This window comes from Gelidibacter sp., from assembly GCF_053579655.1.
Genome location: NZ_JBMDWE010000014.1, coordinates 40624 through 61547, shown reverse-complemented (window position 1 = coordinate 61547; position 20924 = coordinate 40624). Strand labels below are relative to the sequence as shown.

General features: G+C 36.4%; 26 protein-coding genes and 1 pseudogene. 19 read left to right on the top strand and 8 right to left on the bottom strand.

Annotation, left to right across the window (positions count from 1 at the left end; genetic code table 11):
* Nucleotides 1–64 precede the first annotated feature (64 nt).
* The 5 genes from ACOH2D_RS09030 to ACOH2D_RS09010 all read left to right on the top strand — a co-directional run bounded on the left by ACOH2D_RS09030 (nucleotide 65) and on the right by ACOH2D_RS09010 (nucleotide 3633).
* Nucleotides 65–424: a four helix bundle protein gene (locus ACOH2D_RS09030; RefSeq protein WP_348037642.1), complete on the top strand. Its 360-nt coding sequence runs from the start codon at nucleotides 65–67 to the stop codon at nucleotides 422–424.
* Between the two features lie 65 nt (nucleotides 425–489).
* Nucleotides 490–1224: a 1-(5-phosphoribosyl)-5-[(5-phosphoribosylamino)methylideneamino]imidazole-4-carboxamide isomerase gene (gene hisA / locus ACOH2D_RS09025; RefSeq protein WP_348037644.1), complete on the top strand. Its 735-nt coding sequence runs from the start codon at nucleotides 490–492 to the stop codon at nucleotides 1222–1224.
* A gap of 36 nt (nucleotides 1225–1260) precedes the next feature.
* Nucleotides 1261–2016, top strand: coding sequence for an imidazole glycerol phosphate synthase subunit HisF (gene hisF, locus ACOH2D_RS09020; RefSeq protein WP_348037646.1), 756 nt, complete (start codon nucleotides 1261–1263; stop codon nucleotides 2014–2016).
* Nucleotides 2017–2110: 94 nt separating this feature from the next.
* Nucleotides 2111–2707, top strand: coding sequence for a bifunctional phosphoribosyl-AMP cyclohydrolase/phosphoribosyl-ATP diphosphatase HisIE (hisIE, locus tag ACOH2D_RS09015; RefSeq protein ID WP_449535014.1), 597 nt, complete (start codon nucleotides 2111–2113; stop codon nucleotides 2705–2707).
* Between the two features lie 134 nt (nucleotides 2708–2841).
* Nucleotides 2842–3633, top strand: coding sequence for a tRNA pseudouridine synthase A (locus ACOH2D_RS09010; RefSeq protein WP_348037649.1), 792 nt, complete (start codon nucleotides 2842–2844; stop codon nucleotides 3631–3633).
* A 20-nt stretch (nucleotides 3634–3653) separates the two neighbouring features.
* On the opposite strand, the gene ACOH2D_RS09005 is transcribed toward ACOH2D_RS09010, so the two are convergent.
* On the bottom strand, nucleotides 3654–4073 hold the full coding sequence (locus tag ACOH2D_RS09005) for a hypothetical protein (RefSeq protein ID WP_449535013.1): 420 nt from the start codon (nucleotides 4071–4073) through the stop codon (nucleotides 3654–3656).
* Nucleotides 4074–4166: 93 nt separating this feature from the next.
* Nucleotides 4167–4394 (bottom strand): hypothetical protein, encoded by a 228-nt coding sequence (locus ACOH2D_RS09000; RefSeq protein ID WP_348037653.1) that lies wholly within the window; start codon nucleotides 4392–4394, stop codon nucleotides 4167–4169.
* A gap of 205 nt (nucleotides 4395–4599) precedes the next feature.
* Here ACOH2D_RS09000 and corA point away from each other — a divergent pair, with 205 nt between their 5' ends.
* The 3 genes from corA to ACOH2D_RS08985 all read left to right on the top strand — a co-directional run bounded on the left by corA (nucleotide 4600) and on the right by ACOH2D_RS08985 (nucleotide 7058).
* Nucleotides 4600–5667, top strand: a complete 1068-nt coding sequence (gene corA / locus ACOH2D_RS08995) for a magnesium/cobalt transporter CorA (protein WP_348037655.1) — start codon at nucleotides 4600–4602, stop codon at nucleotides 5665–5667.
* A gap of 117 nt (nucleotides 5668–5784) precedes the next feature.
* Entirely contained in the window at nucleotides 5785–6267 is a 483-nt protein-coding gene (locus ACOH2D_RS08990; RefSeq protein ID WP_449535012.1) for a Dps family protein, read from the top strand.
* 107 nt (nucleotides 6268–6374) lie between these two features.
* Complete coding sequence (locus ACOH2D_RS08985) at nucleotides 6375–7058, top strand: DUF2461 domain-containing protein (RefSeq protein ID WP_449535011.1); 684 nt, start codon at nucleotides 6375–6377, stop codon at nucleotides 7056–7058.
* On the opposite strand, the gene ACOH2D_RS08980 is transcribed toward ACOH2D_RS08985, so the two are convergent.
* Both ACOH2D_RS08980 and ACOH2D_RS08975 read right to left on the bottom strand, forming a co-directional pair.
* Nucleotides 7051–7497 (bottom strand): transcription elongation factor, encoded by a 447-nt coding sequence (locus ACOH2D_RS08980; protein ID WP_449535010.1) that lies wholly within the window; start codon nucleotides 7495–7497, stop codon nucleotides 7051–7053. The two genes, ACOH2D_RS08985 and ACOH2D_RS08980, sit on opposite strands and share 8 nt — an antisense overlap.
* The gene (locus ACOH2D_RS08975; protein ID WP_449535009.1) at nucleotides 7494–7907 is read right to left on the bottom strand and encodes a glyoxalase; all 414 of its coding nucleotides are present in this window, start codon (nucleotides 7905–7907) and stop codon (nucleotides 7494–7496) included. Before ACOH2D_RS08975 ends, ACOH2D_RS08980 begins: the two co-directional genes overlap by 4 nt.
* A 183-nt stretch (nucleotides 7908–8090) precedes the next feature.
* On the opposite strand from ACOH2D_RS08975, the gene ACOH2D_RS08970 reads away from it, so the two are divergent.
* From ACOH2D_RS08970 to ACOH2D_RS08950, 5 genes and pseudogenes are all read left to right on the top strand, one after another.
* Complete coding sequence (locus tag ACOH2D_RS08970; protein WP_449535008.1) at nucleotides 8091–8978, top strand: DUF72 domain-containing protein; 888 nt, start codon at nucleotides 8091–8093, stop codon at nucleotides 8976–8978.
* Nucleotides 8979–9003: 25 nt separating this feature from the next.
* Nucleotides 9004–9389: pseudogene (locus ACOH2D_RS08965) on the top strand (acyl-CoA thioesterase).
* 102 nt (nucleotides 9390–9491) lie between these two features.
* Entirely contained in the window at nucleotides 9492–9974 is a 483-nt protein-coding gene (locus ACOH2D_RS08960) for a lipocalin family protein (RefSeq protein WP_348037668.1), read from the top strand.
* Nucleotides 9975–9984: 10 nt separating this feature from the next.
* Complete coding sequence (locus ACOH2D_RS08955) at nucleotides 9985–10677, top strand: YiaD family glycine zipper/OmpA-like lipoprotein (RefSeq protein ID WP_348037670.1); 693 nt, start codon at nucleotides 9985–9987, stop codon at nucleotides 10675–10677.
* A 95-nt stretch (nucleotides 10678–10772) separates the two neighbouring features.
* Nucleotides 10773–10976, top strand: coding sequence for a hypothetical protein (locus ACOH2D_RS08950; protein WP_449535007.1), 204 nt, complete (start codon nucleotides 10773–10775; stop codon nucleotides 10974–10976).
* A 493-nt stretch (nucleotides 10977–11469) separates the two neighbouring features.
* On the opposite strand, the gene ACOH2D_RS08945 is transcribed toward ACOH2D_RS08950, so the two are convergent.
* From ACOH2D_RS08945 to ACOH2D_RS08930, 4 genes are all read right to left on the bottom strand, one after another.
* Nucleotides 11470–11766, bottom strand: coding sequence for a DUF3817 domain-containing protein (locus ACOH2D_RS08945; RefSeq protein ID WP_348036212.1), 297 nt, complete (start codon nucleotides 11764–11766; stop codon nucleotides 11470–11472).
* A gap of 172 nt (nucleotides 11767–11938) precedes the next feature.
* On the bottom strand, nucleotides 11939–12403 hold the full coding sequence (locus ACOH2D_RS08940) for a hypothetical protein (protein ID WP_449535006.1): 465 nt from the start codon (nucleotides 12401–12403) through the stop codon (nucleotides 11939–11941).
* A 6-nt stretch (nucleotides 12404–12409) separates the two neighbouring features.
* Nucleotides 12410–13705 (bottom strand): phosphoribosylamine--glycine ligase, encoded by a 1296-nt coding sequence (locus ACOH2D_RS08935; protein ID WP_449535005.1) that lies wholly within the window; start codon nucleotides 13703–13705, stop codon nucleotides 12410–12412.
* A gap of 124 nt (nucleotides 13706–13829) precedes the next feature.
* Nucleotides 13830–14663, bottom strand: coding sequence for an OmpA/MotB family protein (locus ACOH2D_RS08930; protein WP_348036215.1), 834 nt, complete (start codon nucleotides 14661–14663; stop codon nucleotides 13830–13832).
* Nucleotides 14664–15122: 459 nt separating this feature from the next.
* Here ACOH2D_RS08930 and ACOH2D_RS08925 point away from each other — a divergent pair, with 459 nt between their 5' ends.
* The 6 genes from ACOH2D_RS08925 to ACOH2D_RS08900 all read left to right on the top strand — a co-directional run bounded on the left by ACOH2D_RS08925 (nucleotide 15123) and on the right by ACOH2D_RS08900 (nucleotide 20895).
* Nucleotides 15123–16220 (top strand): alkene reductase, encoded by a 1098-nt coding sequence (locus tag ACOH2D_RS08925; RefSeq protein ID WP_449535004.1) that lies wholly within the window; start codon nucleotides 15123–15125, stop codon nucleotides 16218–16220.
* Between the two features lie 100 nt (nucleotides 16221–16320).
* Nucleotides 16321–16740, top strand: a complete 420-nt coding sequence (locus ACOH2D_RS08920) for an OsmC family protein (RefSeq protein WP_348036218.1) — start codon at nucleotides 16321–16323, stop codon at nucleotides 16738–16740.
* A gap of 352 nt (nucleotides 16741–17092) precedes the next feature.
* Nucleotides 17093–18145 (top strand): NAD(P)-dependent alcohol dehydrogenase, encoded by a 1053-nt coding sequence (locus ACOH2D_RS08915; RefSeq protein WP_449535003.1) that lies wholly within the window; start codon nucleotides 17093–17095, stop codon nucleotides 18143–18145.
* Between the two features lie 101 nt (nucleotides 18146–18246).
* Complete coding sequence (locus tag ACOH2D_RS08910; RefSeq protein WP_348036220.1) at nucleotides 18247–19164, top strand: EamA family transporter; 918 nt, start codon at nucleotides 18247–18249, stop codon at nucleotides 19162–19164.
* A 30-nt stretch (nucleotides 19165–19194) separates the two neighbouring features.
* Nucleotides 19195–20133, top strand: coding sequence for a pyridoxal-phosphate dependent enzyme (locus tag ACOH2D_RS08905; RefSeq protein ID WP_449535002.1), 939 nt, complete (start codon nucleotides 19195–19197; stop codon nucleotides 20131–20133).
* 141 nt (nucleotides 20134–20274) lie between these two features.
* Entirely contained in the window at nucleotides 20275–20895 is a 621-nt protein-coding gene (locus tag ACOH2D_RS08900) for a hypothetical protein (RefSeq protein ID WP_348036223.1), read from the top strand.
* Nucleotides 20896–20924: the final 29 nt, after the last annotated feature.

The following is a 20924-nucleotide window of genomic DNA, read 5'->3' as shown; positions in this document are numbered from 1 at the left end:
TATATAAAGTGTGATATAACATATTATAAGTTAAATGATTGAAGTGTAACACAAAACTAACATTATGAAAAATGAACTTATAGAGAGGACAAAACGCTTTGCTTTAAACTGTTGGCAGTTTTGCTTTAAAGTCCCTAAATCAAGAGAGTTCAACGCGTTTGTTTATCAGCTGATTAAAAGCTCAAGTTCTGTTGGAGCAAATTATCGAGCTTCACAACGAGCAAAATCAACTGCAGATTTTATTAATAAGCTAAAAATTGTTGAAGAAGAAGCAGATGAGAGTGTGTATTGGTTAGAAATTTTTGAAGAAATTCTTCCTGAGCATATTGAAGAAATAAGAAAACTGAAAAAGGAAGGCTCTGAGCTTTTAGCGATAACCGTGGCGTCAATAAATACCGCTAAGAAAAATCAGAATAAACAATAAATGCTATAGAAGTATTATTTACGTGTTATACTTCTAATATTTAATTTTAAACTTTTACAATCAACATGAGAATCATACCAGCAATAGATATTATAGACGGCAAATGTGTCCGTTTGACAAAAGGAGATTATAACACAAAAAAAATATATAACGAAAATCCGTTAGAGGTCGCCAAGCAATTTGAATCTGCAGGGATTGAATACTTGCATCTCGTCGATTTGGACGGTGCTAAGGCAAAACATATCGTCAATTACAAGGTTTTGGAGCAAATCGCTTCAAAAACAACTTTAAAGATTGATTTTGGCGGCGGACTCAAATCCAACGAAGATCTTCATATTGCGTTCAACTCTGGCGCCAAACAAATAACTGGCGGAAGTATCGCCGTAAATGATCCGAAGACTTTTGAGTCGTGGATTGAAAAATACGGATCGGCTAAAATTATTTTAGGAGCCGATTGCAACAATGGCAAAATTGCCATAAGCGGTTGGCAGGAGGAAAGTACTTTGGAGGTCATTCCGTTCATTAAAAATTATCAACGACAGAAGGTTCAATATGTGGTGTGTACTGATATCGCCAAGGACGGCATGTTGGAAGGACCGTCATTTGATCTCTATCGCAATATTATTGCCGAATGTTCAAACAGCAGTTCCGGTCAATCTATAAAACTGATTGCTTCTGGTGGCATTTCACATATTGATGAATTGCCGAAATTGAAAGAATTGGGCTGTGAAGGCGTCATCATCGGAAAAGCCATTTATGAGAACAGAATTAGTTTACAGGATTTGGAACGCTTTTTCTAAAATATTAATTAAAACCCCTGCGTTGGCAGAAAAAACATGCTTACAAAACGAATTATTCCTTGTTTGGACATAAAAGATGGACGCACTGTAAAAGGTGTCAATTTCGTGAATCTGATTGATGCGGGAGATCCTGTTGAATTGGCAAAACGATACGCGGAAAAAGGGGCAGACGAATTAGTGTTTCTTGACATTTCAGCAACTTTGGAAGGACGAAAAACGACTTTGGAGATGGTCATGAAAGTGGCCGAACAAGTCAATATTCCCTTTACGGTTGGCGGTGGAATTTCATCAATAGAAGATGTGGATGTATTGTTAAAATCGGGAGCCGATAAAGTATCTATTAATTCTTCCGCCATAAAACGACCAGAACTTATCAATGAATTGGCTGATAAATTTGGAAGTCAATGTGTGGTTGTGGCCATCGATGCAAAACAAATTGATGGCGAATGGATCGTTCATTTAGCAGGTGGCAGTATTGCAACAGATTTGAATCTGTTTGCTTGGGCCAAGGAAGTTGAAACGCGCGGTGCTGGCGAAATACTGTTTACTTCCATGGATCATGATGGCACTAAAGATGGTTTTGCGAATGAAGCATTAGCTAAATTATCAACCGCATTGAATATTCCAATAATTGCCTCGGGAGGCGCAGGGACTATTCAGCATTTTGTCGATACCTTCCAAAAAGGAAAATCAGATGCCGCATTGGCTGCAAGTGTATTTCATTTTGGCGAAATTGAAATCAAAGACTTGAAGGAAGCCTTGAAGAAAAATAATATAGAAGTAAGACTATAAAAAAATCCCATAAACTAATACGCATAAATTCGGATGCACATTAGAATTGCATTTAGAAAATCGTTCGTGAATTCGTGGTAAAAAAATAAACCATATGAACTTAAAATATAACTCCGACAACCTAATTCCTGCCATCATTCAAGATGCAATTACCAAAAACGTCCTGATGTTAGGCTATATGAATGAAGAAGCTTTTAACAAAACTCAAGAAATCGGAAAAGTGACTTTTTACAGTCGCAGTAAACAACGTTTATGGACTAAAGGCGAAGAAAGCGGGAATTTTCTAAATGTGGTCGACCTAAAAGTAGATTGCGACAATGACACCTTATTGATTCAAGCACATCCAGAAGGTCCAACCTGTCATAAAGGATCAGATACCTGTTGGAATGAAAATAACATTTCAAACTTCGGATTTCTTTCCAAATTAGAGCAAACCATTGAAGAGCGCCGCACCAATTCAAAACCAGAAGATTCGTATGTAGCGTCGCTTTTTGCAAAAGGGATCAATAAACTGGCTCAAAAAGTGGGCGAGGAAGCTGTTGAAGTGGTTATTGAAGCTAAGGACGATAATGACGACCTGTTTTTAAATGAAAGTGCCGATTTGCTCTTTCATTATTTAATGTTGCTACAAGCCAAAGGATTTAAACTATCCGATATTGAAACTGTTCTTAAGAATCGAGAGAAGAAATAATTGTATTCCTTGTTTCCTGACAGCCTAGCTTCAATTTCAACTTCAATTTCGATTTCAATTTCAACTTAGTATAAATGTGAAGATGCTTTCTGTCAAATTCTTAAATTGATTATATTGTCTATAACTTTGACGCCATGAATCAAAACTTTTTTTACCTCATAAAAATCCAATATTTGGGGTTTCGTTATCATGGTTGGCAAAAGCAGCCGAATCTCAGAACCTTGCATTTGGCAATTGATAAAACTTTAAACTTCGTTTTTGACAAGACTAAAAAATTTAAAACCCTTGCCGTAGGTAGAACCGATGCCATGGTTTCTGCTAATAACACTGCGTTCGAGCTATTCATGGAAGAACCTATTTTGGATTTTGATGCATTTTTGGAGCAGTTTAATTATTATTTGCCACAAGATGTTAGAGCATTGTCCATGCAGGAAGTTGATAAGGGTTTTAATGTCATTCATGACGCCAAGATGAAGGAATATGTGTACGTGTTTGCTCACGGTCAAAAATCGCATCCGTTTTGTGCTTCCCTCATGACCACCTTTAGAGATGCCTTGGATATTGAATTAATGACCAAAGGCGCCAAACTTTTTGAAGGCACCCATAATTTTAAAGGCTACTGTTCAAATATTTCAGAAAACGGATTGTATACACGAGCGGTCGCCTCATGCAATTTGACAGAAAATGAAATGATCAGTGCAAGTTTCTTTCCGAAGCAATCGTATTTGCTAACGGTCAGGGGAGAAGGTTTTGGTTATAATCAAATTAGGACGATGATGGGAACTCTCGTTAAATTAGGTAAAAACCAAATTACCTTAGATTATATTGTTGAAAGCCTCCAGCCAGAAAGTACAGAAGTGATGAATTATATTGCACCTGCTTCTGGATTGATTTTAAATACGGTGGAATTTGAGTCCGTAGAATAACTTTAGCTTTAAGAAAAGCATCAATTCAGCCACTCTCTTCCTATTGCCAGCCTTGAAAACCAAACAAGGAAAACACAAATGACTAGAGCGCTCAAACTTAAAAAAATATCTCTCGGATTTACTACCGTCAACACATAAAACTGTTGAATCCCTGTAGAAATGAGAGCGATGATGAAAACATAGTATGCCCAACGTTTAGGAAATAATAAGAAAATAGCGCCCAACAATCCTGCAAACACAGCAATGGCAAATGCAGAAATATACCACGCTGGAAAATCATCTGCTAAGATTTGATCAGCGTCAGAAAGTTCATTAAATTGCCCTGAGTTTGAATAATCCTGCAGGACATAGCTGTAAACAGCAAATATATTCCAAACCAATGCAGTAAGGCCAGTGACCCAAAAATAAACTGGAGGATTATTTGAAGAAGAAAAATTCATAAATCATTGGTTTTTAATTAAAAACACAACAATTTATGAATTTTTTATTTAGAAGTAGTAATATTTTTTAAGAAGGTTGATGAAAAGGAGGTTTTATTCTTCTTCGACCACATGAAGTATAGGGTTTTTATTTACCCATTTTCCGTTTTTAGATTCACCCAAAATGATCACTTCCTTTGTCAATTCATACTCTTTAATAGTACGCATCATGTGTTCCTTAGTGTCTCTATGGATTTTAATTCCAGTAGTTTTTCCTTTATTTCTTATTTCTATATAGAAGCCGTCTCTAAATTTGATCGGTCTTGTAGGTGGTCTTCCCATTTTAATTAACTGTTTGTAAAAAATTAACTTGCATATTAGACAAAATAATATCAAAAAGCAAGCCTAAATTCAATTATTCAAATATAAATGATTTTTAAGTCTGGCAGCGCTTAAATCGATAGTAATTTTATATTCATAAATTGAGCTATACTATAAGGAAAAGTTTTTCTACTTTTAAACCCATCTTGACCACTCGCATTCACAAATGAAATCTAAAAAGAAAAAAAAATCTTACCAAACTGTTAACCGTTCCCCCGGTTCAGTTTACTATAGAGGTAAAAAGCAAAATGCCGTAACTGCTATTGATATTATTAATTATAACAAAGAGGCTTACACTACCATAGAAACTCAAAATGTAGAGGAAGCTTTACATTTTAAGGGCACTCAGCATGTCACCTGGATTAATATCAACGGACTGAATAATACTTCAGAAATTGAGAAATTAGGCAATAATTATGGTTTACATCCTTTGACTTTAGAGGATATTGTAAATACCACGCACCGTCCTAAAATCGATGAATTTGAGGATTATTTGTTTGTTATTCTAAAGATGCTCTATTTAAAAAATGAAGAGCTTGTTTATGAACAAGTCAGTATGGTTGTGGGAGAAGATTATCTATTGACTTTTCAGGAAGCTGATGGCGATGTTTTTAATGATTTGAGAGCGCGTATTTATTCTGGAAAAGGTCGCGTACGTAGTTTGGGACCTGATTACTTGATGTATGCCATTATTGATGCTGTAGTCGATCACTATATAACCGTTATTGAGGCCTTCGGAGATAAAATTGAAGACATTGAAGACCGGGTTTTTGAGGGTAATTCTGATAATAACGAAACAGCGACAACCATCCAAAGTCTAAAACGTGAAGTCTTGAAGATTAGACGCTCAGTATTTCCATTACGGGAGGTTATTAGCCATCTTGATAAAATGGAACATCATATTATTGACGAAAAAACACACAATTTTTTAAGGGATTTATACGATCATATCGTACAGGTCAATGAAAGTATTGAAATGTATCGGGAAATGGTTTGGGGTTTGTTGGATATGTATATGAGCATCATCAGCAATAAAATGAATGAAGTCATGAAACTGCTGACCATTATTGCCACGGTTTTTATACCCTTAACCTTCATTGCCGGGATTTATGGGATGAATTTTGACAACATGCCAGAATTACATTATAAACACAGTTATTTCATCCTTATGGGTATCATGGTTTTCATCTTTTTGATGATGTTAATTTATTTTAAAAGAAAGAAATGGCTTTAACATGATTTACGTTAATAAAATTTAAATCACGTTAAAATCTGTTAACCAGATCCTAAGCTTTTTAATTTAAACGTATATTAAAAGGATATCAGTGAAGAATTCTTAAAATATACGACCATGAGCTACTTAAATATTAAAGACGAAAAACTACTTCCAATAGTTATTGAACTCAATACACTATTGGCTGATTATCATATTTATTATCAAAAACTAAGAAATTTCCATTGGAATATATTGGGGAAAAACTTTTTTGACCTTCATGTTAAATTTGAAGACCTTTATAACGATGCGCGTGTCAAAATTGATGACATTGCCGAACGCATTCTAACGTTGCGCTTTCATCCAATGAGCAATTTGGAAGATTATCTAAAGATATCCTCTCTTAAGGAAGTTTCTCCAATGCAATCGGACATTGAGATGATTACGGAGCTTTTAAATGACCATAAAATCATTCTAAGACAATTGTCAAAAGTTATCGAAAAGGCCGTTGCCGCCAAAGATGAAGGCACCAATGATTTAATGGGGTCATACATCAGAGATTTAGAAAAATCGAGCTGGATGCTCGATGCTTGGACTAAACGAACCTCCGGACGTTATTAGGAGTCGAAACTCTTTTTAAGTGCATTTCATCGCCTTATCCTTCCTAATGATATACGCGAGTCTGCTGAGCTTTTTTGTACCTTTAAAACTTGAAAAAACACATGAATATGCCCGAAACAAATGCATTCTCCAATGACTTATTGGAATTTCTCAAACTGCTGAAAGAAAATAATGATAGAGATTGGTTCAACGACCATAAAAGTGAATTTAAAGAACTTGAAGCGGAGGCTAAAAAGTGCTTCAACACGGTGTTTGATGCTTTGAAAGTGCATGATGATGTGGATCGCGTAAAGATGTTTCGAATATATAGAGACGTCCGCTTTTCAAAAAACAAAGCGCCTTATAAAACTCATTTTAGTGGCTCTTTCAGCAGAAGGAAACCCGAGTTGAGAGGTGGTTATTATTTGCACATCCAGCCCAATAATGAATCGTTCATTGCGGTTGGATTTTGGGATCCTTCCAAAGACGATTTATTGAGAATCAGAAAAGAATTTGAAATGTATGATGATGAGATTCGTTCCATCATTAATGAGAAAAAATTCAAAACCATTTGGGGCGAATTTGCGGGCGATGAGTTAAAAACAGCTCCAAAAGGCTTTGATAAGGAACACAAAGCCATTGATTTAATCCGCAAAAAGCAGTTTGTATTTACGAGAAAGTATTCCGATCAACAAGTAGCCTCGCCAAATTTTTTAGAAGAGGTCAACACATCGTATAAAGCGGTCAGGCCTTATTTTAATTATATGAGCAGCGTATTGACGACCAATATTAATGGCGAACCGCTTATATAACTTCGGTAATGGTAAAGGTGTTGCCGTTAAACTCCACCTGATCTCCTTTGGTTTTGTTTTTAAGAAGCAAGCCAATCGGAGAGCCTAATGAAATGGCAAAAACACTCATCTCATCGAGGTCAATCTTCCCAGCACTAATAGAGATGAAAAAGTTATTTGAGGTTGTTTTTACCAAACTCCCCAATACTATGGTTTCAGAAACCATTTTCGGACTGATTGCTTTTAAGCTATCCAACATTTTTTGGGCATCTGTGAGATGTTGCGAGTTTTTCTCTAGATCATTAAAGAGTTTTCCATTTCCAGAATCGTCATCATCATCGCCGCTTTTGTCATTGCTTTCGATGGATTCTTTAATGGTTTCGATTTCATTTTTATAGTTGGCAATGCGCTTATTGGCGTAGTCATAACAAGCTTGCAAAACATCACTTTTTATTTTCATATAACTTTTGCCATGTGTGGCTCAAATAGTTGGATATGACTAATAAAACGTTCTCTCACCAGATTCATCATGCGCTTGTTTAAGGCCGATAAATATTCAATATAAATAACGTACTCCTCAACGGTAAATTGACCAATGATCATTCCTTTAATTGAGTTTCTGAACTTCATATCCTTATGGATAACGTTTTCTATATAGTCCAATTGTTTCGGCAAAGATAGCCCATAAAAGACATTTTTATGCTTTGCAATATAATTTTTAAAAACTTCAATCAGAAGGTCATTTTGAAGCATCAATATGGGACGTAAAATGGTGTTTTGAAAACGCTCTTCACTACTCATGGCATCGTATATTCTTGCGTTAGAGAGTGCAGGTCTGATGCGAAGCAAAACATGGGTTCTAGTTTTCATAGCGTCATATTTTCTTAAAATTAAGCATAATGAATTTCTTATAAGGCAATCCGAAGAGATGTTGTTAACTTTTTTATCAACAAATGCGTTTTGTTGATGTCTTTATCGAAGGTTTGAATTCTTTTATAAATGAATTTTGATGGGATTGAAGTACCTTTGATTTCAAGTTCAAAACTTAAGATTATGAAATTTGGAAGTGTTGATAATCCTCAGGAAATCGACTTTACGCTACCGCTTGACCATCAGGATACTGCAGGTGTTTTGAGTCATTATAAAAACAACAATCAAATAGAAGTTTACGTCGGTTGCGCCAAATGGAGCAAGGCTGATTTAAAAGGCTTTTATCCAAAGGGAACTAAAGATGAATTGACTTATTATTCCCAACAGTTTAATGCCATAGAACTCAATGCTACTTTTTACCGTATTTTTTCGCCAGATACATTTAATACTTGGTATGAAAAAACACCTCCTGGATTCAAGTTTTTCCCGAAACTATTTCAGGAAATTAGTCATTGGAAACGGTTGCATGCGGTGGAAAAGGTAGTGGATGATTACCTGAACAATGCCGTTCAGCTCAAAGAAAAATTAGGAACGATATTCCTGCAAATGCACATTAATTTTGCGCCCAAGGATTTGGATAAAGTGGAAGCTTTCGTAAAAGCATGGCCAATAGATATCCCACTCGCCATTGAGTTTCGCCATACGGATTGGTATAATGATATGGTTATAGCGGAAAGGTTATATGATTTATTGGAATCCCATAACATTTCAAACGTCATTGTGGATACCGCTGGAAGACGGGATTTAATGCACATGCGCTTAACCAATGGTACTGGATTTATAAGATTTGTTGGCGCTAACCATGAGAGCGATTATAACAGATTAGACCAATGGGTCGAGCGTCTTAAAGAATGGCAGCAACAAGGAATTAAGGAAATTAATTTCTTTGTGCATCAAAATATTGAAATGGAATCACCACTATTGGCGTCCTATTTTATAAAAAAACTAAATGCGGAATTGAAAACGGATTTGAAAATTCCGAACAAAGATTACGCTCCTGAATTATTTTAACCAACTTAAAAAAACAAAATTTATGATGAGATTTCATACCCGAAAATGGGTGAAACCGGAAGATTTAAATCCAAACGGAACATTATTTGGAGGCCGACTTTTAGCTTGGATCGACGAAGAAGCGGCTTTATATACTGTAATACAAGTCGAAAACTCAAAGATTGTTACCAAATATATTTCTGAAATCAACTTTATGAGCTCAGCCAAACAAGGTGACATTATTGAAATAGGAATGGAAGTTGTCAAGTTTGGACACACCTCATTGATTCTCAAGTGTGAAGCACGAAATATGATGACTCGAGAGACTATTCTAACGGTGGATAATATTATTATGGTCAATTTAGGAGAGGACGGAAAGCCGCAGCACATGGAAAAACAACCATTGAGTATGTTAAAGATAGACTAAAATAATAACTTTTAATTTATAATTTCTTACAAATTATGGGAAACCGTTAACAACCATTCTGTAGTAAGAATCGTATCTTTGTATAAACCAATTTAACACTTATCACAATGAAAAAATTAGGAATAATACTACTTATAGCCACGCTATTTGTATCCTGCTCACTCTCAAAGGTTGAAAAATCTGCAAGAAAAACAGTTGACGGCAATTGGGTACTCAATTCTGTAACTTATGACGCACAAGGGAAATTTAACACACAATTATTTAATGATGCCACAGCATCCTGTTTTACAGATAGCCAATGGTTTTTTAGGTCCAATAACAGCACCGGCACCTATAATATTACAAATTCTGACTGTTCAACTGGCGTAAGAAACTTTAGATGGGCGGCAAATGAAATGGGTAAAAATTCAGGTAATTTTGATTTTACCATGAAATTTACAGATGCAAAGAAAAAGGATCTCGATAAAAATACAGGATTCCGAATGAATTTGAGATACTTGAATGATAACACCATGCAAATCACCCAAACTATTCAATTTGAAGGCAAACCCTTTAATATCAACTTAAACTTTACAAGAACAACTTTATAAAACTTGAATTATGAAAAACACGATAAAAACAATAGCTCTATTATTTATGGTATGTGCATTAGTGAGTTGCGATGCCACAAGAAATGCTAACAACAAACAAAAAGGAACCGTTATCGGTGCTGGTGGTGGCGCCGTAATCGGTGGCATTATAGGCAATAACGTTGGAAGTAAAAATAATTCAGCCTTAGGCGCTATTATTGGAGCTGTTGTAGGTGGAGTTGCTGGTAATTATATTGGCGACCGCATGGACAGACAGGCTGAACGTATTGAGGAAGTAATCCCAGGAGCCCAAGTGGAGCGTGTTGGAGAAGGAATAAATGTTGTTTTTGATGAAAGTAGTGGGGTGTACTTTGCTACCAATAAATACAATATCAACAGTGCCTCTGCTTCAACGCTAGCTAAATTAGCAGGTATTTTTAAAGAATATCCAGATACTAATATCTTAGTGGAAGGTCATACAGATAGTACAGGTCCAGCTGATTTTAACATGACACTTTCTAAACAACGTGCGCAAGCAGTAACGTCTTATTTATCTGGGCAGGGCATTTCATCTGGTCGTTTTACCACCAACTGGTACGGCCCAAATCAGCCTAAATATGATAACTCAACCGTTGAAGGAAGAGCAAAAAATAGACGTGTGGAGTTAGCTATTATTGCTAATGACCAAATGAAAAAAGAAGCAAAGGAAAAAGCAGGTAATTAATAACTTGCTATTTCAAGATAATTTCGGCAGTCTTATTTATAATAATAAGGCTGCTTTTTTTATGACTTAATTTTTGGAAGCATCAAAAATGGTTGGTGTCAATTCAAAAAGTTCCAAATAAAATAGCTAATGGACTAAAGGAGATGATCAAAGAAATCAGACATGATATATTCATAATTCACCCAACGTTTATTGCTGCTGAAAGCATAGATATCCAATGGAATGCATTGTGTAGTTTGTACCAATTGTCGGCCCATAATCGTGATGTCTTTATTAATGCCCGAATGGCCCCAATATAAATTTGGATATTTTTTCTAAAAACACCTAAGTTAGTCAGGTTACGTCCGAGTATCAAGATCCTTTTATCAATATTGTTAGCCGTATTATAAGCTTTGGTTCTTGTTGTTTACCCTCGAGATAGGTAGTTTTGGTTTGGATTTTTTTTAAATTTTCAATCTTATCATCCGTAAGATAATGGAAACTTTTTGAACTGATAAATATGGATCTTTTTATACGACCAAATCGAAACAACGTAATGCTCAGTAATAAAGGAACCAAATGGGCGATGTTCCGAAGCGGTGTTATGAGCGATTAAAAAATCGACAAATTATGTTTTGTGATTGATGAAAATCTATTGAACAGTCGCCCTAATACTTTTCGAGCAATGGCATATGAAACAACAAATTGACATACAAAATGAAAAACAGCACCAGCATATTCAAGAATATTGCCCAGGGCTCAGAAAGACCTAACTTGACAAAGCAATCTTGAAAGTAGTGCCGTATTCAGACCTTATGCTGTGGTGCTTAAATATCTCTTCTCAATAAAAAATGTAGCAAAAGGAAGCAACGACGCCAACAACACAATACCTAGAGTTTTAAACGACCATTTTAATTTGGATCCGACCAGTAACGCTAGGAGCACGTAGGCTATAAATAGTAAACCGTGGCTCATACCAATTGGGTAAAGTAGGGTTTGGTAAACTTCTGGATTGAAAGGTTTGATAAATAACATGTTGGCAAACAGGACCAAGTAGGAAATGCCTTCTAAAATGGCAACAGCTTTGAAACTTCTTAATAGAGTAAACATGAATTCTAAATTTTTATGCAAAAATACCCATGATATCCTATATTAACGAATTTTTATCGAAATTTTTAAAGGAAAGCTCTTGCTTGAAAAACTTATGAAATGTAGTGCCGAGTAAAAGCAATCTTGATTTTTTATAAGTTTAGAAAGCATACGATTTAAAATCAGGATTACTTTAGTTGGGATGGCTTTTGGTTAAGTACAACCATTCTTGATGCTCTTGATTTTGAACTTGTTTGATACGATAAAAGTCGTTTTTCTCGTAAAAATGTTGGAGATAATCCTCTTCAGTCAGCAAGAAATATTTTTGATTAGGATTTTGTGTTTTGAGTTGCTGCAGCCAAACACTTCCTAAGTTCTTATTGCGCTGGTCTTCTGTAATCCAAATAAATCCTAGATACAAATAGCCCTTATTGAAAAAGGAGCTGGCTTCGCTTTCAAAATACTCAAAATGAGGAGGCGACTTGTAAAAAACGATACCACCACCAATAATGGCTAAATGTTTTTCAAGGATATAAATTTTGGATTCAGCTTTATAATCGTCCCAAAAAGGAACAATCTCATCCTGCCAATCCTGAGGAAGCATCTCAAAAAAGGCCTGTGGATCATCGGTTAATTCTCTGAAAATAAAGTCTTCCATAAATGGTTATAATAATCCCCAAGACCATAAGCGGTCTGAATCCTCAAGCCATCTGTCGCCAATATCAGTTCTGTAATAACAATTGTTCACAATGACACTACCTATTCTATTGTTCATCATTTTTTGCGCATCTTTCATGGTAATTCCCGTTCCTGTAACCAAAAGTGCGATGCCTATATTTCCGGTAATCAACCATTCGTCATTCACTTTTTTGAGATGCATGGGATGGATACCTTCTTTCATATCTTTCTTAAAGACTACGACGGCATCTTTTGAAAATAATTCAAAGGTCTTTTTGTCTTCATAAGGAAACGGAGGGACGACAATAAAAGCGCCTACTTGAAAACCCTTTTTTGTGCTGATATCAAAGGTTTGGCCAGAAGCCACTTTGTACAGCATTTCGCCAATTGGTCCTGTAATACCAGCGCGCTGAATAAAAACTTGGGGATAGCCAAAACGCGAGGTAAACTCCAAGGGATAAATCCCGTTGCCATTGACAATACAATTGATATCAATATGGCCCAGGAAATTGTGCTTAATCAAGGTTTGCTCAAATTTTTTCAAAGTAGCATCAAAAATGGGGGATCGATTGACCCAAAACATACTGGAGCCCATTTCGCCAGTAGATACGCCTAATTCCTTTGGGAATAATTTTTTATGTTCGAACGTGACATTGATGGGTTTTAAAAATTCCTTTCCATTAAAAAATGCAGAGACTGAAATTTCAACACCTTTCACTTTTTTCTGCAATTGAAAATTGCCGAAATCATCGCCCCATGATTTGTCATAAGCCTTTAACACACGAATAACATCCAAGCCTTCATCATCACTTCCTACAAACAAGAGTTGCTTGAGTTCTTGCGTTTCCCCACAAGGTTTAATGACATAGGCGTCTGGATTTTTTTCCACATACGTAATGGCATCCTGGAAGCTCAAAAACTCTTTAAAAGGTAAGGTCTTTATTTTATGTTTTTTGAGCTCGTTCTGACCGAAATTTCGATCCAATTCAAGAAGGTCGGTATAGGTGCTTCCTCCAAATACAATTTTGCCTGCGGCTCTTAATTGCTCACACTCTTCACCATAACCCGTGTAATCGAAAATAAGAATATCAGCCCAATCGATATGTTTTTTCCAATCTTTGACTTTTTGTACAAAGCCATCGCCAATCTCTTTCGAGTCCTTGTCCGCTATATATAATTTAACATCATTGCCTTCGTTTTTTATCGCGTAGGCTAGGTCAAGAATTTCTCCCCAACGGGAAATAAATAAGAAGTTTTTAGGTAAGCTGCTGTGCTTTTTCACGATGGTTTTCGATAGATTATGTGAAACGAAATTAGTTTTTTTTTATATGCAAAAAGCATTTAAAATAGAAAAAGACCGTTATTTCTAACAGTCCTTTTTCGGATTAATTAATTAAATTCAAATGCTATTGGTTTGAATCCATTAATGCAAAGAATTTATCTAAGTTTGGAAGGATCACGATACGTGTTCTTCTGTTTTTTGCTCTGTTTTCATTGTTATCGTTTTCAGCAAGAGGCTTGTAAGAGCTTCTACCTGAAGCAATCATTTTTTCAGGAGCAACGCCGTAATCTTTTTGTAATTTTCTAACTACTGAAGTCGCACGCATGACGCTTAAATCCCAGTTATCTGCAATTTTACTTGTACTGATGCTTCTAGAATCTGTATGACCTTCTACCATAACTTCAACACTTGGCTCAGAATTGATCACATCGGCCAATTTTTTTAAAATGTCATTCGCTTTCGGGCTTACTTTATAACTAGCAGTGTTGAACAACATTTTGTCAGAAATTGAGATCATAACCACAGTTTCATTGATGTCAATTGAAATGTCATCATTTTCGTTAAGATTGCTGTTGTCCAAGGACTTGGTTAGGTTATAAGACAATGCAAGATTCATTGAATCCTTTAAAGTCTTAGCTTCAGCAAGTTTTGATTGATCAACATTTTGCAAGGTTTTACGCATTGCTTTTTTAGTATCGTTAGAAATCACTGCAATATTGTCAACGTTGACCAACATGGCGTCATTTTCTTTGGTAAGAGAATTGATTTTTTGATTGTAGCTATCAACTCTCGATTGAATGGCTGCAAACTTATTTTCAAGGTCTTCTTTTTCAACTCTTGTTTTGGTAAGTTCACTTTTAATTTGACCGTTTTCGTGCTCTAAAGCAACATATTTCTTTTTTGATACACATGATGTAATGAGTATAGCGGTAACGATTACAATTGAAATTTTTTTCATAATATTAGATTATTGGTTTAACATACTTACGCTTATAACGCGGATCTAGACTCTTGTTACTTGAGTTTTTAGATTATTTTAACATTTGAAAGTTGTTTGTGAGACCATGTTTTTAGTCGAACAAAAGTTACTTTGACCTAATGATCAGTCTCTTAAATTAACATTCAAAGCCTTATCATCAATATCCGAATTATTAAATCAAAATTACTTTCAATTAGATTCCGCTCTTGACCTGTTTGAAATAAATGTTAATTCAAATAAGAAAAGGCATTTCCTAGCAAGGACCACTATTTATTTAAATGGGTTCATATTAAATTGGGAAGAAGTAACTTTCAATTATTTATTCCTCTAATTTTGAAACTCACGCCGCTTTGCAAATACTGAAATTTCACGGATGGCAATGGCTGGATTCTGAATTTTAGTCCGCTAGTTAAACCTTTCTTCTTAACACCTGAGCATATGTCAAAACAAGCTTTATTACAACCGTATACCATGGGCGATCTGCACTTACCCAACAGGATAGTCATGGCGCCAATGACACGGAGTCGTGCTGGGAACGTGGCGCGTGCACCAACAGAAGATCTCCATGTGCTTTACTACACTCAAAGAGCCACTGCAGGATTAATCATTACCGAAGGCTCGCAGGTTTCAAAACAGGCCGTTGGTTATATCCATACGCCAGGCATCTATTCTCAGGAGCAAGTAAAAGGTTGGGGGAAAGTGACAAAATCAGTGCATGATGCTGGCGGGAGGATTTTTATCCAACTCTGGCATGTAGGACGTATATCACATCCTGATTTTCATAATGGCGATTTACCTGTGGCGCCTTCGGCTATAAATCCGAATGCAAAATCATTCACTCCTGAGGGGTTTAAAGACACAGTAACACCAAAAGAAATGACCTTGGAGGATATTAAAATGACGATTGCCGATTTTCAGAAGGCTGCTAAAAACGCTGTGGAAGCTGGATTTGATGGCGTTGAAATTCATTCTTCCAACGGCTACTTGTTTCATCAGTTTTTTAATGGCACCAGCAATCATCGAAAAGATCATTATGGTGGTAGCATTGAAAATAGAGCGCGTTTGTTCTTCGACACTTTAGAAGCCATTAAACAAGTTATTCCGCAGAACAGAATTGGGGCACGTTTTAATCCGTCGCTCCACAATCTTTATGGAATGACCTTAGATAAAGATACGATTCCGACATTTGATTATATCATAGAAAAACTGAGTAATGACTATGATTTGGCTTATATTCATTTATCTGAACCATTTAATGATGTTTCCAAAGTAGCGTTTGCCGAGCCACACATAGCAAAACGCTATCGTCCAAAATACAAGGGCACCTTGATGATCAATGGCGGATTTAATGAAAATTCAGGTAATAAGATCATTGCGGATGGTTATGCCGATTTGGTTTCTTTCGCTAAACTTTATATTTCCAATCCAGACTTGGTAGGCCGTTTTAGAGAGCACATACCCATTTCAAAATGGGATGCCGACACGTTTTATACCTTAGGAAAAGAGGGATATACGACTTATGAAACAATAACTTAAAATTACAATCCAAACATATAACAGAATTCAAATGGTGATGTTGGAATAGTTCCAGCACTTCAAAAGTTTAAAAGAACAATTAATACTAAAATTGATAATTATGAAATTTGATAGAACAGCAAAAGCCCACTGGGAAGGTGGCGGGAAAGACGGGAAAGGTGCATTAACGACAGAAAGTGGCGTATTAAAAAACTCGCCTTACGCTTATAAAACACGTTTTGAGGATGCCGTTGGAACAAATCCTGAAGAATTAATTGGAGCCGCACATGCCGGATGTTTTACCATGCAGTTAAGTTTCTTTTTAGTTGAAGAAGGATTTACTGCACAAAGCCTAGATACTACCGCGAAAGTCTATTTCGAGGATGGCAGCATTCCGAAAATTGAATTAGTGCTAAAAGGAAAGGTGCCTGGAATGAGTGAGAGTAAATTTAAAGACATTGCTACTAAAGCAAAAGAAAATTGTCCGGTATCAAAATTATTGAATGCGGATATTTCATTGACCACAACTTTTGAGAGTTAAAATAAGAAAATAGAACTTAGAGAATAGAACATAGAGGTAAACTTGCTGCACAATATCAGGTTTGTTTAATAAGGAAGTTTAGAAGCATTTAAGATTAACGATTGATGATTTTTGATTTTTGAAGTTCTCACTCGGACTGATTCCTATGACGGATAGCCTTTTGATGATATAAGGGTTCTTAGTATTCTGTTATGAAAGCCAGCGTTGAATGACGTTCATAGAATTAAAATAAATCATTGAAATCAGCCGATGTTCATTGTGCAGTCGATTCAAAATTTTAAATTTCTTCTTAATTCTTAATTCTTAATTCTTTTTTCTCATTTCAAACAACGAATATAAAAACAAAAAATTTATGAGTACAACTATAAAAGCCTATGGCGCGGAAGATGCCAAAGCACATTTGAAACCCATGAGCATTGAGCGCAGAGCTTGTGGCAATGATGATGTCAAAATTGATATTACCTATTGCGGCGTTTGCCACAGTGATATTCACACGGTCAGAAATGATTGGAAAAACTCAAAATATCCCGTGGTGCCAGGACATGAAATTGTTGGTCACGTGATCGAAGTTGGGAAAAATGTGAAGAAGTTTAAAAAAGGCGATTTGGTAGGGGTTGGCTGCATGGTCGATTCTTGCCAGGAATGTGCATCCTGTAAAGAAGATTTGGAACAGTTTTGCGAAAAAGGCATGGTGGGCACTTATAATGGGAAGGAAAAGCATTTGGGCGGACATACCTTTGGCGGATATTCGACATCTATAGTGGTTAACAAAGAATTTGTTTTAAGCATTCCTAAAAATATTGATCCAAAAGGGGCAGCGCCTTTGTTGTGCGCAGGAATTACCACGTGGTCGCCTTTACGTCATTGGAAGGTTAAAAAAGGAGACAAGGTAGGTGTTATTGGCTTGGGTGGTCTTGGGCATATGGGTGTGAAGTTTGCGCATGCCCTCGGTGCACACGTGGTCATGATTACCACCTCGCCAGATAAAGCTCAAGATGCGAAAGCTCTTGGTGCGCATGAAGTCCTGATTTCAAAAAATGAAGACGACATGAAAAAGCATAAAAACAGTTTTGATTTTATCTTAAATACCATTCCGGTAGGGCATGAGATGGATCCGTATATTGCGTTGTTAAAACGTGATGCGACCATGGTGCTTGTAGGCGCTGTTGAGCCACTAAAACCATTTCATGGTGGCGGCCTCATTGGTGGACGCAAGCGAATCGCTGGCTCCTTGATTGGTGGCATCAAAGAAACTCAAGAAATGTTGGATTTCTGTGGCGAACATAATATCGTTTCAGATATTGAACTCATTGATATGTTTGATATCAATAAAGCCTATGAGCGTGTCATTGATTCCGATGTCAAATACCGATTTGTGATTGATATGGCCTCTTTAAAGGGCTAAATATCCTTGAGCAAAATAACAAGATTATAAGAGGCGTTACGATGCCTCTTTTCTTATTTTTGTAGATTCCTTTTTCCATTACAAGACCAGTAAAATAACCCATGAGCAATTCAAAAAATACGATCTTAATTATACTTGCCTTCTTTTCTATTTATGTCATCTGGGGTTCTACCTATTTGCTGAATAAAATTGCGGTATCTGAATTGCCTCCCTTTATGCTGGCTTCCATGCGATTTATGACAGCGGGTATCCTCATTTTTATAATTGTCAAACTGATGGGTAAATCTTTAGCCATCACAAAACGACAGCTTGTCAATACGGCTATTGCTGGATTTTTATTTTTGACTATTGGCAATGGCGTGGTGGTTTGGGCACTAAAATACGTCGATAGTGGATTTGCGGCGTTGGAGATCTCTTCACAGCCCTTAGTAGTTTTGATTCTAATGCGTATTTTTCAAGGTAAAAAAATTGAGGCCATGTCGGTGTTGGGCGTTATTTTAGGCGTTATAGGAATATTTTTACTGGTCAGTCAAAAGGAAGTGGTCAGTCAAGAAGATTCTATTATTGGCATGATCATGATTTTCTTTTGTATGGTAAGTTGGGCTTCGGGCAGTTTGTTTGTTGGAAAGGCCGATTTACCTTCTAACTATTTTGTGAATACGGGGTATCAGATGCTTATTGGAGGATTGATGCTGCTATTGGGAAGTTTGATTTTTGGGGAAGTTTGGAGTTTTCCAAGTGAATGGAGCCAAAAAGTACAAGTGTCCATGGTGCTCTTAGTTATTTTCGGAAGTATAGTGGCCTTCACTTCGTTTAATTTTCTTTTAAAAAAGGTATCGCCAGATAAGGTGGCAACTTCAACCTATGTCAATCCTATAATTGCATTGTTGTTAGGCTGGTACTTTTTGAACGAAGAGATTACGACCCAATCCATTATTGCGGCGATTGTTTTGCTAACCGGCGTCTATTTTATCAGCACCAAAAGGAAATTGGTCATTTTCTCCAGGTTTGGTAGATAGATTTAAAATACCTTTAATTTTTGATTTGATATGGATAAACAAGTGCTTTTAGAAACCAGAGAACGAGTTTCACCTTACATTCACAACACCTCAATTTTTACATCTTCATTACTGGACGTAATGTCCGGAAGTAAATTGTTTTTTAAATGTGAGAACTTCCAGAAAATGGGCGCTTTCAAAATGCGTGGAGCAACCAACGCCATCATGCAACTTTCCAAAGAGCAGCAGGAGCAAGGTGTGGTCACACATTCCTCAGGAAATTTTGCGCAAGCATTATCTTTAGCGGCGAAAAATTTGGGTGTTACCGCCTATATCGTCATGCCCAATAATGCGCCAAAAGTAAAAAAAGAAGCCGTTTTAGCTTATGGTGGCATCGTTACGGATTGTGAGCCTAACATCGCAGCGCGCGAACAAGCAGCACAGCAAATTGTTGATGAAAAAGGGGCAACATTTATCCATCCTTCCAACGACTTAGATGTTATTTTGGGAAATGCTACCGCGGCAATGGAGCTACTTGAAGTGCACCCTGATTTGGATGTTATCCTTAGTCCAGTAGGCGGTGGCGGTTTACTTGCCGGTACGGCTTTAGCGGCTCATTATTTTGGCAACCACTGTTTAGTTATTGGCGCAGAACCTCAAGTGGCTGATGATGCTTTTCGATCTTTGAAAAGCGGTCAGATTGAAACGAATGATTCAGCAGATACTGTTGCTGACGGATTAAGAACCCAGTTAGGAGATATCAATTTTCCAATCCTACAAAAGCATGTCGATCATATTATTTGTGTGGAAGAACAGGAGATTATTAAGGCGATGAAGATATTGTGGGAACGACTTAAAATTGTGGTGGAACCTTCAAGTGCTGTAGGTTTCGCAGCCGTATTAAAGGAAAAGGAATATTTTAAGGGAAAGCAGGTAGGAATTATTCTTTCTGGAGGAAATGTGGACTTGGAAACGATCAAATTCTCTTGATTTGCAATTCCTTTTGCCGATGAAACTTGACGTTCGTATAATCGTCCTACCTTTCATCGTTTAATTCAAGCGTTTATATGTTTTTTTGTTCAGAAAGATGGCAATTGATTAGTTTTGAGGTAATTAATAATTGTTCGTCACATGAAAAAAGTAGTTTACCTTCTGTCAATTACGTTTTTTTTAAGCAATTTCAGTACGTTAAGTGCTCAAGAATCAGCTGAAAATCTACCAGGCGATTATAAGAAACGCAATGCAATTTATGATTATTCACACCCATTAAGTGATACCGATTCCATTCCTGATTTCGCATCAAAAGAAAATCCAATAAAAATTACGGGAACTGTTTTTTTAAGTGACGGTTTTACGCCTGCAAAAGATGTGATTCTTTTTATCAGTCAACCTGATGACAATGGGAATTATGAGGTCATGACGCATTTGAAAAAACGTTATGTGCATCACAGAGGATGGGTAAAAACTAATGCTGAAGGGCAATACACATTTTATACATTTATACCAGGAACAGACAGAATTAGCAGAGATTTAAAAGCTATTAACTTAACCATCAAAGAACCTAATCAGATGGAGTATGCTGGCAATGAATTTCTTTTTGATAATGATCCTCGTCTTACGGACTTCTGTCGTAAAAGACTTGAAAAAAACGGTGTAGATAATATTCTACATCCAGTAAAAGAAGGCGGATTACTTGTGGCTATTAAAAATATTGTCCTCGATACACATCGCGTTGAATATGCAAAGAATTAAACTATTTAACACTATGAAAAAATCCCACG

What these genes read in the sequence shown, in the direction of transcription:
- ACOH2D_RS09030 (WP_348037642.1), top strand. Translation starts at nt 65, where the DNA reads ATGAAAAATGAACTTATAGAGAGGACAAAACGCTTTGCTTTAAACTGT.
- hisA (WP_348037644.1), top strand. Translation starts at nt 490, where the DNA reads ATGAGAATCATACCAGCAATAGATATTATAGACGGCAAATGTGTCCGT.
- hisF (WP_348037646.1), top strand. Translation starts at nt 1,261, where the DNA reads ATGCTTACAAAACGAATTATTCCTTGTTTGGACATAAAAGATGGACGC.
- hisIE (WP_449535014.1), top strand. Translation starts at nt 2,111, where the DNA reads ATGAACTTAAAATATAACTCCGACAACCTAATTCCTGCCATCATTCAA.
- ACOH2D_RS09010 (WP_348037649.1), top strand. Translation starts at nt 2,842, where the DNA reads ATGAATCAAAACTTTTTTTACCTCATAAAAATCCAATATTTGGGGTTT.
- ACOH2D_RS09005 (WP_449535013.1), bottom strand. Translation starts at nt 4,073, where the DNA reads ATGAATTTTTCTTCTTCAAATAATCCTCCAGTTTATTTTTGGGTCACT.
- ACOH2D_RS09000 (WP_348037653.1), bottom strand. Translation starts at nt 4,394, where the DNA reads ATGGGAAGACCACCTACAAGACCGATCAAATTTAGAGACGGCTTCTAT.
- corA (WP_348037655.1), top strand. Translation starts at nt 4,600, where the DNA reads ATGAAATCTAAAAAGAAAAAAAAATCTTACCAAACTGTTAACCGTTCC.
- ACOH2D_RS08990 (WP_449535012.1), top strand. Translation starts at nt 5,785, where the DNA reads ATGAGCTACTTAAATATTAAAGACGAAAAACTACTTCCAATAGTTATT.
- ACOH2D_RS08985 (WP_449535011.1), top strand. Translation starts at nt 6,375, where the DNA reads ATGCCCGAAACAAATGCATTCTCCAATGACTTATTGGAATTTCTCAAA.
- ACOH2D_RS08980 (WP_449535010.1), bottom strand. Translation starts at nt 7,497, where the DNA reads ATGAAAATAAAAAGTGATGTTTTGCAAGCTTGTTATGACTACGCCAAT.
- ACOH2D_RS08975 (WP_449535009.1), bottom strand. Translation starts at nt 7,907, where the DNA reads ATGAAAACTAGAACCCATGTTTTGCTTCGCATCAGACCTGCACTCTCT.
- ACOH2D_RS08970 (WP_449535008.1), top strand. Translation starts at nt 8,091, where the DNA reads ATGAAATTTGGAAGTGTTGATAATCCTCAGGAAATCGACTTTACGCTA.
- ACOH2D_RS08960 (WP_348037668.1), top strand. Translation starts at nt 9,492, where the DNA reads ATGAAAAAATTAGGAATAATACTACTTATAGCCACGCTATTTGTATCC.
- ACOH2D_RS08955 (WP_348037670.1), top strand. Translation starts at nt 9,985, where the DNA reads ATGAAAAACACGATAAAAACAATAGCTCTATTATTTATGGTATGTGCA.
- ACOH2D_RS08945 (WP_348036212.1), bottom strand. Translation starts at nt 11,766, where the DNA reads ATGTTTACTCTATTAAGAAGTTTCAAAGCTGTTGCCATTTTAGAAGGC.
- ACOH2D_RS08940 (WP_449535006.1), bottom strand. Translation starts at nt 12,403, where the DNA reads ATGGAAGACTTTATTTTCAGAGAATTAACCGATGATCCACAGGCCTTT.
- ACOH2D_RS08930 (WP_348036215.1), bottom strand. Translation starts at nt 14,663, where the DNA reads ATGAAAAAAATTTCAATTGTAATCGTTACCGCTATACTCATTACATCA.
- ACOH2D_RS08925 (WP_449535004.1), top strand. Translation starts at nt 15,123, where the DNA reads ATGTCAAAACAAGCTTTATTACAACCGTATACCATGGGCGATCTGCAC.
- ACOH2D_RS08920 (WP_348036218.1), top strand. Translation starts at nt 16,321, where the DNA reads ATGAAATTTGATAGAACAGCAAAAGCCCACTGGGAAGGTGGCGGGAAA.
- ACOH2D_RS08915 (WP_449535003.1), top strand. Translation starts at nt 17,093, where the DNA reads ATGAGTACAACTATAAAAGCCTATGGCGCGGAAGATGCCAAAGCACAT.
- ACOH2D_RS08910 (WP_348036220.1), top strand. Translation starts at nt 18,247, where the DNA reads ATGAGCAATTCAAAAAATACGATCTTAATTATACTTGCCTTCTTTTCT.
- ACOH2D_RS08905 (WP_449535002.1), top strand. Translation starts at nt 19,195, where the DNA reads ATGGATAAACAAGTGCTTTTAGAAACCAGAGAACGAGTTTCACCTTAC.
- ACOH2D_RS08900 (WP_348036223.1), top strand. Translation starts at nt 20,275, where the DNA reads ATGAAAAAAGTAGTTTACCTTCTGTCAATTACGTTTTTTTTAAGCAAT.